Origin of the sequence: Protofrankia sp. CiT1 (genome assembly GCF_917627335.1) — a bacterium.
GTDB lineage: Bacteria > Actinomycetota > Actinomycetes > Frankiales > Frankiaceae > Protofrankia.
The window spans coordinates 1-12,249 of record NZ_CAKJTP010000126.1; the positions used below are offsets into that span (position 1 = coordinate 1).

The following is a 12,249-nucleotide window of genomic DNA, read 5'->3' on the forward strand; positions in this document are numbered from 1 at the left end:
CCGCCGGAGAGCGGCGCCGGGCTGGTTGCCGGGCCGGCCGCGGGCGCGGCCGACAGCTCGCGCCGCCGGCGGTAGGCCGACAACCGGTTGTGCGCGGAATCGTCGCAGTACGCGGGTGGCCGGCCGGGCCCGACCGGAGCACTCGGCGGATGCGTGCACCCAGGGTATGCGCATGTCACCGGATCGGTCTGGTTGACTGCTGTGCCCTCGGTCATGCTTGTGCTCACCGTCCGTCCGTTCCAGATTCTGTATTCCGCGGGCCGCCGTCGAACACGACAAGGATGCACGCATGAGCGAGACGCCTGAACGCGCGACCGCCGGGGTCGCGTTGTTCGATCTGGACGGTGTGCTGGTGCGTGGTGACACGTTCACCCGGCTGCTGCGCCGGCACCTGTCGCGGTCCCGATGGCGCGCGGCCCTGGTCATGCCGGTGACGCCCCTGCTGGCGGTACGCCCGCTGCGCGCGATCGCGGTACGGATGATAATGCGGCTGGCGTTGCTGGGCTTGGATGCCGCCCGGTTCCGTGCGCGAGCCGAGGCGTTCGGCCGGGAGCTCCCGGCCGAACGGGACGTGACGATACCCGAGGGCATCGCCACACTGCGCCGCCACCTCGACGCGGGCGATCGGGTAGTGATCGTGACAGCATGTGAACGAGAACTTGCCCGTACGCTCCTCGACACGCTGGGCCTGGGCGAGGTGGAACTGATTTCCTCGCAGCTGGTCTGGGGCCGATTCGGTGTTACTCGGGGCAGCCTGCACAACCATGGAGCGCGTAAACCGCGTCAGCTCGCCGCCCACGGGATCGAGCCGCCGTGGGAGCACGCCTACAGCGACTCGCTGGCGGACCTGCCCATGCTGGCCGCCGCCAACCATGCGGTGCTGGTCAATCCTGACGGGAGGCTCGCGCTACGCGCACAGCAGGCGCTGGGCGGGCGCCTGCGGATCGTCCACTGGTGAGGCCCATCCGCTCACGATAGCGTGAGAACGCCAGCCCGCTGGCAGGCTCCGGCGGCAGGGCGTCCGATGCGGCTGCCAACACGGCCGGGCGATCCGCGACCCGGTCCACGAGCAGCCTGAAAGCTCCTGCCCGCCCCGTCCAGCATGTGTCGCCGACCGGCTGCCCGACCGGTGCGCGTGCGTAGTGCCATCTTCCACATCCTTTGGCGGATTGTGGACTCTCACTATGCAGGGGAAGTCACGGAGGGTTACTGTCACGCTCCGTGATTGATAAGTTGCGCGCCATGCGGCGCACAGGTATCGGCGGCCGGACCGCCAGCCGGGTACGCGTAAGGAGGCAGTCGTCGTCACGGTCCGCGGAGACGACCGTTCGTGCCAGGCAGCGGATGTGCGTCAGAGCGGTGGTCGGGAGCGCGCTTGTGCTTGCCCTCGGGCCCGCCGCGATCGGGCCCGCGGCCGCGGCCGGGCCCACCGCGGCCGGCGGCACGGGCGCGACGGGAGAACGATCATCCTACTGGAACGACGCCGCCGGCCAGGAGTTCCACCCGACCGGTCGAGTGCGCACCTATTACATCGGTGCTGACGAGGTGGTCTGGAACTACGCCCCCGAGGGACGCGATGCTATCACCGGCCAGGCATTCGACCCGATAGCAAGGACATACGTCCAGTCCGGGCCCGGCCGGATCGGGACGAGTTACCTCAAGTGTCTCTACCGTGGTTACACCGACGCCAGCTTCAGCGGTCTGGCGCCGCGTCTCCCGCAGGATGCGTATCTGGGCTTTTTGGGCCCGGTGATCCGCGCCGAGGTCGGCGACACCATCAAAGTCGTGTTCCGCAACGCCTGCCGGATTTCTGACAGCGTGCATCCGCACGGCGTCTTCTACACCAAGGCGAACGAGGGCACGCCGTACGCGGACAACACCTCCGGGGTGGACAAGCTCGACGACGCCGTACCCACCGGAGGCACGCACACGTACACCTGGCTGGTGCCCGATCGAGCGGGTCCGGGCCCGCACGACGGCAGCTCGGTCATGTGGATGTACCACTCCCATACCAACGAGGTCACCGACACCTATGCCGGGCTCACCGGCCCGATGGTTGTCACCGGAAAAGGGAAGGCGCGGCCAGACGGTAGCCCCGTCGACGTCGACCGCGAGATCTTCGCGCTGTTCTCGATCGTCAACGAGAATTGGAGCCCGTATCTTCAGGAGAATCTCCGCCGTTTTGCCAAGCCGCCGTACCCGGCGCTGAACGATGCTGATTTCGAGCGTTCCAACATGCGGCATGCCATCAACGGCTACGTCTTTGGCAACGAGCCGATGATCACTATGAAAAAGGGTGCGCACGTCCGGTGGTACCTGATGAGCATGGGCGGCGAGGCGGATATGCACACGCCGCACTGGCACGGTAACGACGCGATCGTGGGCGGCATGCGTATGGACACCGTTCCGCTGCTCCCCGGCACCATGGCCGTGGCCGACATGGTGCCTGACGACGTCGGCATCTGGCTTTTCCACTGCCACGTGAACGAGCACATCACCGCCGGCATGCTGACCCGCTACCAGGTTGTGTCCGACACCGACACCAACAACGGTACTGCCGCCACCGCTATATCCGCGCCAGGGCCGTCGGCCACAACGATGCCGGTGCCCAAGGGCGCTGTCTCCGCGGGCGAAGGCGGGATAGCTGTTCCCCCGTCGTCTGTCCCCACCGCGTCCGCGATCATCGCGTTCGTGGTGGCGATCGGCGCCCGCAGGATCGTGCGCCGTCGCCGCCGTCGTGCCATGGGCTGAAACCGCGCCGTTCATCGCGGTCCAGGCCGGTAGCTCCTGCCGCACAACAGGCCTGGACCGCGATATGGCGAGAACCGCCAGCCGCCCAGAAAGCGGCTCCCGCGCACGGAGAGCCCAGGATCATCAGCGTTCGGACAGCCATATTGCCCACACCATACACGGCACTGTTGATGCGCAGGATCCCCGCGGCATCGTACGGCGGACGAACAACCGTCGGCGAACAACCACGCAGCCGACCCGCCTGCCCACCTACCGCGCGGGGCAGTTTTTTTGGCTGGGTGGCGGCCCCGGCACAATTGCGCCAGCCGGCCAGGGCCAACTATGGATAAGCGCGGGTGCGCGCACGTTACCGGCAGCCGTGATGGTTAGCAACATCGGCTGTGGACTGTGTGCCTCTTCACGGAGCCTTGCCTGCTGGGCGGTCATGGCACGTATGGTCCTCGCCGTGCCTTCGAGGGGAAGGCGCGCATCGGATGGCACGCCGAGTCCTGCCCCCGTCCGATGACAACCAATACGGTGGCAGGAACGGGGGAACCATTTCCGGACGTCGAAGCCAGGCGTTCTCGGGGTGAAGCCGCATAGCGCGGCCGGGCAGTCCCAGCCCGAATCCGACAGCTCACCTCGCAGGCGTGGGGAAGGACATCAACACAATATGTCCCATGTACGTTCTGGCGCTCGTGGAATCAGTCGAATCAAGGCGCGTGCTCGGGTACTGATCGCTGTACCGGCACTCGTCGCCGCCATCGGCGGCGGCAGCGTCGCGCTGTCCCAGCCAGCGAGTGCGGCACCGTCCAACGACGGTGTGCTGGCCGCCATTGCACAGTGTGAATCCGGCGGCAACCCGAAGGTTGTCAACTCGATCGGTGCCGGCGGACTGTTCCAGTTCCTGCCTAGCACGTGGCACGCTGTCGGTGGCTCTGGCCTGCCGCAGAACGCCAGTGTGTCCGAACAGTGGATGCGTGCGCGGATACTGTACGCGCAGCAGGGCACGAGCCCCTGGTACGCGTCGAAGCACTGCTGGGCCGGAAAGGCCTAGCGACCGGAGAGGACGCGGCGAGAGTCCCTCGCGCCGTCCACGGCGTCTGTCAGATCCGCCAGCGCCAGCGCTGTGTATATCAGGTATAGCCTCAGGTATCTCGACAGAGCGGCCGGCCCGGGTTCACCGGGAGGCTCTCGCGAAGCCTTGGGAGAGACCGGCCACGGCCGGTCTCTCCCAAGCGGCCGCCTGCTTCCGGCTCTCGGACCGGGCCGGGCGTACCCGCACAATCGATCTTCCGGCTGGGGGGCCGGGCGCGCCGCGGCGGTCTGTGGTAAACCCGGAAAAACGGCCCCGTCGGTGTGTCGTCGTTTCTTGTCCGGGCCCGTTTTTCGTTCGCGCCGGCTCCCCGCGGGGCTACTCGACTTCAGGCGGGCGGCGTAATACCGTACCGTGCGCGAGCGGTGCCTCATCAGGGGTTTTTTCGATCCGCGCGCTGGGCTCTCGAGAAACCTGGTGCATGAGCGATGACAGCGAAGAACGACGTCCGTCGAGCCTTGGTGACCGGCGCTGGAAGCGGAATGGGACAGCTCCTCGCCCTCCGGCTGGTGCGGCAGGGCACAGACGTTATCGCGGTTGATCGGGACGAAGCCGGTCTCAAGGTCCTCCACGACGCTGGGCCCGGAAAGGTGACGACGCACACCATCGATGTCACCGATGCGGACGCCATGGCCGACGTCGTGACCTCGCAGCACCACACCCTGCTCGTGACGGCCGCCGGGATCGGGTACACAGGCAAGATCGCTGAGACCCCGGCCGCGGTGCACGCGAAGATCATGGCGGTGAACTACCAGGGCACAGTCAACGCGGTGACGGCCGCGCTACCCGGCTATCTCGCGCGGGGATCGGGCCGGCTCGTCCTTTTCTCGTCGATTCTCGGCTGGTTGCCGGTGCCGCAACACGGTCCCTATGGTGCGACAAAGTCGGCGTTGGTCATTTACGCTCAGACGCTACGGCATGAACTTCGCGGGACTGGTGTGCGGGTGAGCTGTGTCTGTCCACCGGCGGTGGCAACCCCGATGCTCGACGACATGCCCGCAGCCCGAGCAGTCTCGCAGCGCACTATGATGACACCGGCCGCTGCCGTCGACGCGATCGAACGCGGCCTCGACAAAGGGCGTTTCTGGATCTTCCCAGGTATCGCGCGGCCGGTGGCCATCGGCCAGCGGCTGTTCCCCGAGGTACTGCGGGTGGCCATTGGCAGCCTGCTGAACAGATAGCCGTCCCGGCCGCTCAGAGCGCCCGGGACCAGGGCACGTGTCGAAAACACGCCGTAGGGGACGCGACATTGCCGAGGTTATCGCGGGGCGGGGGCAGGCGTCCCGCGTCATCGCTGCCCATCCATGCTCTCCATCCATTGCCGCGCGATGCGCGGATACCCGACGGCTCGTCGGTCGCCACCCACCACCTCCGGCGCGTCCTCCTTCGGCTCGCGAGGCAGGCGCTCCAGCCCCGCTCCGTGGTCCGCGCCCCTATTGCCGGTCGCTCCTCCTGGTCGCTCCTCCTGAAGGAAGAACAAGATCTTCTCCTGTGGCACCTATGTGACACCTATCCTGACCTGCGGTGCTGCTGTTTTCGCAGGTCAGTAACCGGTTGCTCGTCAGCGGCGGCGTTATTGTGGGACGGCTGTTCCCTGATGCGCGTCCAACACCAGGACCCGAGGCGGGAGCCCAGCGCGCGAGTTCCGCTCACGCGGATCTGGGCAGCGGCCCGTAGGCGGCCCCTATCGAAATCCTGTCACCAGGTAGACATAGTGCACCCTTTTTGGTGTCATGTGCTAAAAGTCGGTATTGATAGTGCGGCAGCTGGCTGAGGCGGGACCCCTTGGGAGGAACTACTGTGAGCGGAGCGGCGAACCGGGAACTCGGGAAATTCTTGAGGAATCGTCGAGAAAGTCGGAGCCCCAATCAAATGGGCATCGCGCCGCGGGGACGCCGGAGAACCCCGGGATTACGCCGAGAAGAGGTGGCGGAGCGTGCTGGCGTGAGCACAACATGGTACACCTGGTTGGAGCAGGGCCGTCCGGTGCGTGCATCTCGGCAAGTCCTTGATTCCATCGCACGGGCGCTCGACCTGTCCGCGGCTGAAACGATGCATCTGTTCAAGCTTGCCGGTGAGAAGCCGCTCTCCGGCTCGCCAGCCCCGTTGAAGATTTCCCCTGCCTACGACCGGCTGCTGCGCCGGCTCGAACCGAACCCGGCGTATATCATTAATCGGCGCCTCGATCTGCTCTCCTGGAACAAGGGGGTGGTCGCGCTGCTACCGCACCTTGACATGTTGCCGCCGGAGGACCGCAACATTGTGTGGCTGATGTGCACCGACCCGTGGATGCACGAACTGATTCCCGACTGGCAGGGGCAGGTCAGCCGGCTCACCGCGATGCTGCGGTCGGAGAGCGCCGATGCCATCGATGACCCGGAATTTCAGTACCTCATCCGGCGGATCGAAGCGGCCAGCCCGGAGTTTCGCCAGGCCTGGGCTACCCGGCGGCTGGAAACGTTCCGCTCCGGGGCGTTGAACTGGCACCACCCGGCAGCCGGGACGTTCACCGCCGATTACGTCCGACTACATATCGCTGATGATCCACGACTCAGTGTCGTTATCCAGATCCTTCGCAATCCCGAGACACTGAACAAACTGGCCGACATCATCGCTTCGATGTCACTCGATGTCGAAGTGGCCTGACCAGACGGTGACTGACTGGCCTGCTCGCTCACCCCCGGGCGGACAAACCCCCGTCCACCGTGAGGACGGTCCCGCTGGTGTACCCGGAGCGCTCCGAAGCCAGGAAGGCAATCGCGTCGGCGATCTCCCGGGTGGTCGCGCAGCGCCCGAGCGGGAAGTCGGCCATGATTTCGGTGATCCGGGACTCGTCACCGAACCGGCTGTGCGCCACCGCTTTCATCAGCGTCGTGATCCGTTCGGTGGCCACCGGGCCCGGGTTCACCGCGACGACCCGGATGTTGTCCCGGGGCCCGCGACCGCCCAGCGCTCGGGTGAAGGCCATCAGCGCGGCGTTCGCGGTGCTGCCGGCGATGTAGTCGGGGTCGTGCCGCTCCCCCGACGCTCCGATGGCATTCACGATCACCCCGCCGCCGCGCGCCTTCATCCGTGCGTAGACCAGGCGGGTCAGGTTGATGTAGCCGAACACCTTCAGTTCCCAGCCGTATCGCCAGGCCGTTTCGTCGAGGTTCTCCAGCGAACCACCGGGGATGTCACCAGCATTGTTGACCAGGATGTCGATATCGGCCGACGCCTCGGCGAGCCGGGCGATGTCCTCGGCCGCACGCAGGTCGGCGGGGTGGACAGCCACGTCGACGCCGTAGTTGGCCCGGATCTTCGCCGCCACCTCCCTCAGGACATTCTCGCTGCGTGCGGCCAAGCGCAGGTCGCAGCCCTCCTGGGCCAGCACCTCGGCCGTGGTCGCGCCGATGCCTTTGGACGCGCCGGTCACCAGCGCGCGTTTCCCCCGCAGGCCGAGATCCATACCGTCCCCTTCGCTGCCGCGCTGGTACCGCCGGGCCCGCCCGGATGTCTTTTCCCACATGTCTGTGCCGACATAATAAAGCATGACAGGCGCCGCGTGCCGCAGGCGGCTCGGCCGCCATGTCGGCCACGTGGCCTGATCATTTTCTGATCATTGCCCGATTCCCGATGACAGCGGCATGCCGCGGTGGCCGCCCACCATGCGGCTGCTGGCCATGGTCATGGCGCCCCCGTCGCGGGGCCCGGGAACGGGCGCAGGTCCACTCGCCCGTGCGCGATCCGCTCGTCGAACTGCTCCAGCGTCACCTCGACCGGCACGCAGCCGCCAGCCGACACCGGTCCGGCCACCGCCGACAGCGCCAGCGGCGCCTCGAACTCACCGAAGCCGGCGAAGTCGACCAGCAGCCCGGCCATCGCCACCGACGGGGAAGCGACCAGGCCCGCGCGCAGGGCGGCCACGATCGCGGCCTGCCGGAAACCCTCGACCAGGAAGGGGCCGGGCACGTGGTCGTAGTCGTGGTCGAAAAACGCCGGGTGGCTCCGGTCGATCACTACCGGGTGGCGGATGACATCCGAGTCCCCAGCCCCCTCCAGCGGTTCCCCGATCACCACGTTGCGCACATCGCGGCGGCCGACCTCGGCCGGGTCGATCGGCGCTGCCGGCGGCGGGATCCGCCCCGGTTCGATCGGCTTGCGGGCCCGCTGGAAGGCCCGCAGCGCCTCGTAGTCGTCGCGGGACATGAACACGGCATCCCCGCTGACGGTCATGGCCGGGGCCCCATCGACCGCCAGCTCGGCGGTCAGGGTGAGGCTGCCCAGCTCACCGCCGCGCAGCTGGAGGTTTGTGATCCGGTAGCGCAGCACCGCCGCCAGCGGCCACCGCTCGTCGTCCCGGAAAGCGGCCAGGTCGAGCACCTCGAAGGCGAAGCGTTGCATGCTGAACGGCAGCCCGACCGGGACGCCGAGGTAGCGGTGTAACACGACGAAGGCGCTCTGGCGGGCGCCCTCGGCGGCCGCGAACGGGTCGTGGAAACCGCGGGCGCGGTCCGCCCACAGGCTGTGGCCGCGCGGGAGCTGGATGGCGCAGAGGAAGTCGTCGTCGGCGAGCTGACGGGAGTCGGTGACGAACACCTCGCCCACCGCCCGCCGGTGAGCGATCGCCCGGGGCACGGTCTGTTCGAAACTGAGCGGCTCCGGCAACAGGACTGTCCGGCTCGCGGCGTCCGGGTGGCGCCTGGCGTCGTTGTCCTCGGCCGACGCCCAGCCCAGGGCGCCTCCCTCCGCGGCCCTGCCGCTGGAGCCCCGTGGTCCCGTCCCGGCAGACCCGTGGTCAGCGTCGAAATCATGCGTGGTCATGGTGTCAGCTCCCACTCGAGACGGGCATCGGGATCAGGCTGTCCTGACCGGAGGCGGCGGTCGGCCCGGTTCGCGGCCGTAGCGGCGAACACGGGCCGCTTGTTGAGCCGGCGGCGCCGGGCCTCGGTGGCCAGCAGGCTGGCGATCTCGCGAGCGGCCGGGCCACGGCGACCGGACGCGCCGGCCAGCACGGCGGCGACCCCGCCCACCAGCCGGCCGGGGGTGAGCAGCTCCGCCGGTGATACGCGATGCGCGAACATCTCCAACAGCCGGTTGATCTGCCCGCTGTCGTAGAGCCGGCGGGTGACCGCCGGCAACACGACCGGCACCGCTCCGAGCCGGCCGAAGTCGGCCGCCATCCAGTAGTAGGAGCTGTACTGCTTGTCCCGCCAGCGCACGAAGTCACCCATCGCCGAGTCGAGCGCGGCCCGTGAGGTGGCCAGCCCGGACTCGATCATCGGCGCTAGAGTCTCCACCTGGTGGAATGCGTCACCGATGCCACGCCCGGCGGCCGGGTCTTTGAAGTGCCCGGCGTCGCCGGCCAGGACCCAACCAGGCCCGGACGCCTCCCGGAAGTAGCCCTCGAACCGCAGGATCCCATAGATCTTGGTGGCCCGGTTGGCATCGCGCAGCGTGTCCGCGATCGGCGCGCAGCTGTTGACATGGGCCATCAGCGACCCTGCCAGATCCCGGCGGAACATCTCGACCTCGTGTTCCCGCGGAGAGACACCGACCAGGTAGAGCCCGCTGTCGGCCGGCCCGGAGAAAATGTGCCGGTCGCCCCACCGGTGGAAGACGAACGTCGGTGCGGCGCCGAGGTTCGCACCCTCGAAATAGGTCCAGTAGTAGACTCGCTCACTCTCAGTAACGTTGTAACGGCGGGCGCCGGTCATCCGGGCCACGGTCGAGTCCCGCCCGTCGGCACCGACGACCAGCCCGGCCCGGATCTCGCTCTCACTGCCGTCGCGCAGCGCCCGCACGCCGACCACCCGCCCGCCTTCGGTTACCAGCGCGGTCACCCGGGTCCCCAGCCGTACATCCGCCCCGGCGTCGGCCGCCGCGCCGGCCAGGATCGGATCGAGCAGGTGACGCCGGACCGCGGCCGCTCCGCCCACATCGCCCAGGTGGAGCGGAAAGCCGGCCGTGAAACGGAAGTCGCCGAGCCGGACATCGCACCGGGACATGAAGGGCGCCCCGGTCGCCCGCACCTGGTCGATCACGCCCAGCCGGTTCAGGAACGCCAGTGAGTCTGCTTGCATGACGTGCGACGACAGGGTTGGGCGGGGGAATGTCACCTGCTCCAGGACGGCCACCTTCAGGCCGCGGCGGGCAAGCAGCGCGCCCAGCGGCGAACCGGCGCACCTCGCTCCCACGACAACCACATCAAACCGCTCGGTCATCTTGGTGCCTCTCTCGCTGCGTTGCGGTCAACCGGCGCCGCACCAGCCGCAGCACCGCCTGTTGCTGGTCATGGAGAAAGAAGTGGCCGCCCGGGAACACATGGGTCTCGAACCCGGCCCCGGCCTGGCCGGCCCAGGCGGAGACACCGCCGGCCGGGGCCGCCGGGTCACGATCGCCGGCCAGCGCCGTCATCGTGACCGGCAGCGACGGCCCTGGCTGGAACTGGTAGCTGGCGGCGAGTTCGAGGTCGGCCCGCAGCAGCGGCACGAAGTGTTCCATCAGTTCTGGTACCGCCCGCACGGCGGCTGGGATCCCGCCGTAGCACCGGTCGACGTAACTGATCAGCTCGTCGTCGGTGGGCGGGACGGCGGACGGCTCGCGCCGGCCGGGCGCGGCCCGTCCCGAGACGAACAGGTGGGTGGGCGGGACGCCGGCCACGGTCAGGCAACGCGCCACCTCGAACGCGACCAGCGCGCCGAGGCTGTGCCCGAACAGCGCGTACGGTGGTGGCGTCTCAGCCGCGATCGCCGCCGCGAAGCTGGCCACCAGCTGGTCCCAGCCGCGGGCCGGTGGTTCGTCGCGGCGCCGGCCCCGGCCTGGCATGGTCGCGTTCCACAGCTCGATGTGGGGGGCTAGCCCGGCGGGCCAGCCGCGGTAGGCGGTCGGCCCGCCACCGGCATGGGGGAAACACACCAGCCGTATCGCCTCCGGGTGCACCACCGCCTCCGGATGCGGCACCGCGCGGGCCACGATCTGCGACGCGGTGGTGCGGGGGACGCTGACGTTCATGCCCCGCGCCCGAGCGGTGCCCGGCCGCTGCCGGTTCCGGGCCGGCTCCCACCGGCCGCGAAGCCGCCGGCCAGCCGCTGGGCGATGTCTTCAACGGTGCCCCCCGCCAACAGCGCCTGCAGCGGCACTGTCACCAGGAAGTCGCGCTCGATCTGGTTCTTCAACTCAACGATCATCAGGGAGCTCATGGCCAGCTCCTCGAGCTGGGCATCGCGGCCAATCCCGGCGGGGTCGCTCAGGTCGAGCGCGTCGGCGACGCGCCGCTGGAGGTAGGCGATCGTCGCCTCGACCTCGACCTCGACCTCGACCGGGGCCGGGGCCGGGGCCGGGGCCGGGGCCGCATCCTGGCCCGCGACGGCGGCCGGTGCCGACGCGGCCACGGCCGGCGGGGTGCCACCGTGGACGTCGAGCCAGTGCCGCCTGCGCTGCCAGGGGTACAGGGGCAGGTTCACCCGGCGGGCCGGTCGCCCCACCACAGCGTCCCAGCGCACATCGAGCCCAGCCTGGTAGAGGCCGGCCACCGAGCGGTGCAGGGATTCGCGGGCCGGCCGGTCGCGGCGCAGACTGCCCACGGCAACGTGGGGGGCACCGATGGCCTCCAGCGTGGTGCCAATATCGTGCAGCAGCACCGGATGGGCGCCGAGCTCGACGAACACGGTCACGCCGTCGCGGGCAAGGGCTTCCAGCGCCGGCTGGAACCGGACCGCGTCGCCCAGGTTGCGGGCCCAGTGTTCGCCGTCGAGGTCACCGCCCCGCATCCGCCTGCCGGTGACGGTCGAGTACAGCGCCGGGCCATCAGCGTCATGCCCGGCCGGTGCCGCGGTGGTGAGGGCGCCCGCGGCCGCGGCCAGCAACGGGCTGTGGAAGCCGTAATCCACCCGCAGCGGCCGGGTCGCGGCACCGAGGGCCCGCGCGCGGTCGGTGACCCGTTCGACCGCCGCCCGCTCGCCGGACACAACGGTCGAACGGGGCGCGTTGACCGCGGCTACCGAGACCAGCCCGCCGTCGGTCGCGACGATCCGCCGCACCTCGTCCGCGGGCAGCGCGATGCTGGCCATCCGGCCCCCGCGGGCCGCCTGCTCGGTCAGCTGGGCTCGGCGCACCAGCAGGCCCAACGCCTCGTCGCGCTCGAGCGCGCCGGCCAGCCGGGCTGCGATGATCTCGCCCATGCTGTGCCCGGCCACGGCGTGCGGTTCGACGCCCCACGCCCGCCACTGGGCGGCCAGCCCGAGCGCGAGCACCCCGATCGTGACCTGGGCGACCTCGGTCCGGTGCAAGCGGGCCTGCTCCTCGGGCGCGGTCAGCTCGGCCAGCGCCGACCACCCGGTCAGGCCGCGGATCAGCGGGTCGCAGGCCTCGACCTCGGCCCGCACCACCGGGTAAGCGGCCAGCACGCCGCGCCCCATGCCCGGCCACTGCGAGCCCTGGCC

Annotated in this window: 10 protein-coding genes, 1 pseudogene and 1 riboswitch; of the genes and pseudogenes, 5 read left to right on the top strand and 6 right to left on the bottom strand. The window is 69.3% G+C overall.

Annotated elements, in window-relative coordinates; genetic code table 11:
• A pseudogene (locus MJ785_RS16820) lies at positions 1–227 on the bottom strand (hypothetical protein); the annotation flags it as partial.
• Positions 228–289: 62 nt separating this feature from the next.
• On the opposite strand from MJ785_RS16820, the gene MJ785_RS16825 reads away from it, so the two are divergent.
• The 5 genes from MJ785_RS16825 to MJ785_RS16845 all read left to right on the top strand — a co-directional run bounded on the left by MJ785_RS16825 (position 290) and on the right by MJ785_RS16845 (position 6,472).
• Positions 290–958 (top strand): haloacid dehalogenase-like hydrolase, encoded by a 669-nt coding sequence (locus MJ785_RS16825; RefSeq protein ID WP_239311584.1) that lies wholly within the window; start codon positions 290–292, stop codon positions 956–958.
• Between the two features lie 401 nt (positions 959–1,359).
• Positions 1,360–2,751, top strand: coding sequence for a multicopper oxidase domain-containing protein (locus MJ785_RS16830; protein ID WP_239381709.1), 1,392 nt, complete (start codon positions 1,360–1,362; stop codon positions 2,749–2,751).
• Between the two features lie 469 nt (positions 2,752–3,220).
• Positions 3,221–3,396: riboswitch (cyclic di-AMP (ydaO/yuaA leader) on the top strand.
• Positions 3,397–3,403: 7 nt separating this feature from the next.
• Positions 3,404–3,787 carry a transglycosylase family protein gene (locus tag MJ785_RS16835; protein WP_239311578.1) on the top strand — a complete coding sequence of 128 codons (384 nt, stop codon included), beginning with the start codon at positions 3,404–3,406 and terminating at the stop codon, positions 3,785–3,787.
• A gap of 467 nt (positions 3,788–4,254) precedes the next feature.
• The gene (locus MJ785_RS16840) at positions 4,255–5,007 is read left to right on the top strand and encodes an SDR family oxidoreductase (RefSeq protein ID WP_239311576.1); all 753 of its coding nucleotides are present in this window, start codon (positions 4,255–4,257) and stop codon (positions 5,005–5,007) included.
• A gap of 619 nt (positions 5,008–5,626) precedes the next feature.
• Complete coding sequence (locus MJ785_RS16845) at positions 5,627–6,472, top strand: helix-turn-helix transcriptional regulator (RefSeq protein ID WP_255724422.1); 846 nt, start codon at positions 5,627–5,629, stop codon at positions 6,470–6,472.
• Between the two features lie 28 nt (positions 6,473–6,500).
• Here MJ785_RS16845 and MJ785_RS16850 read toward each other — a convergent pair whose 3' ends face one another.
• The 5 genes from MJ785_RS16850 to MJ785_RS16870 form a co-directional block, all read right to left on the bottom strand.
• Positions 6,501–7,274 carry an SDR family oxidoreductase gene (locus MJ785_RS16850; RefSeq protein WP_239381711.1) on the bottom strand — a complete coding sequence of 258 codons (774 nt, stop codon included), beginning with the start codon at positions 7,272–7,274 and terminating at the stop codon, positions 6,501–6,503.
• A 218-nt stretch (positions 7,275–7,492) separates the two neighbouring features.
• A complete protein-coding gene (locus MJ785_RS16855) occupies positions 7,493–8,629 on the bottom strand; it encodes an AfsA-related hotdog domain-containing protein (RefSeq protein WP_239381713.1) in 1,137 nt (378 codons plus the stop codon).
• Positions 8,626–10,029 (bottom strand): NAD(P)/FAD-dependent oxidoreductase, encoded by a 1,404-nt coding sequence (locus tag MJ785_RS16860; RefSeq protein WP_239311608.1) that lies wholly within the window; start codon positions 10,027–10,029, stop codon positions 8,626–8,628. The genes MJ785_RS16855 and MJ785_RS16860 overlap by 4 nt, the downstream gene beginning before the upstream one ends.
• Positions 10,013–10,819 (bottom strand): thioesterase II family protein, encoded by an 807-nt coding sequence (locus tag MJ785_RS16865; protein WP_239311610.1) that lies wholly within the window; start codon positions 10,817–10,819, stop codon positions 10,013–10,015. The genes MJ785_RS16860 and MJ785_RS16865 overlap by 17 nt, the downstream gene beginning before the upstream one ends.
• On the bottom strand, positions 10,816–12,249 hold a 1,434-nt coding region (locus MJ785_RS16870; protein WP_239381715.1), incomplete at its 5' end, for an acyltransferase domain-containing protein. The genes MJ785_RS16865 and MJ785_RS16870, both read right to left, overlap by 4 nt.

Bases quoted from the DNA above. Each gene is read 5' to 3' on its own strand.
- MJ785_RS16855 (WP_239381713.1), bottom strand. From the start codon at position 8,629: ATGACCACGCATGATTTCGACGCTGACCACGGGTCTGCCGGGACGGGA.
- MJ785_RS16840 (WP_239311576.1), top strand. From the start codon at position 4,255: ATGACAGCGAAGAACGACGTCCGTCGAGCCTTGGTGACCGGCGCTGGA.
- MJ785_RS16835 (WP_239311578.1), top strand. From the start codon at position 3,404: ATGTCCCATGTACGTTCTGGCGCTCGTGGAATCAGTCGAATCAAGGCG.
- MJ785_RS16825 (WP_239311584.1), top strand. From the start codon at position 290: ATGAGCGAGACGCCTGAACGCGCGACCGCCGGGGTCGCGTTGTTCGAT.
- MJ785_RS16850 (WP_239381711.1), bottom strand. From the start codon at position 7,274: ATGGATCTCGGCCTGCGGGGGAAACGCGCGCTGGTGACCGGCGCGTCC.
- MJ785_RS16860 (WP_239311608.1), bottom strand. From the start codon at position 10,029: ATGACCGAGCGGTTTGATGTGGTTGTCGTGGGAGCGAGGTGCGCCGGT.
- MJ785_RS16865 (WP_239311610.1), bottom strand. From the start codon at position 10,819: ATGAACGTCAGCGTCCCCCGCACCACCGCGTCGCAGATCGTGGCCCGC.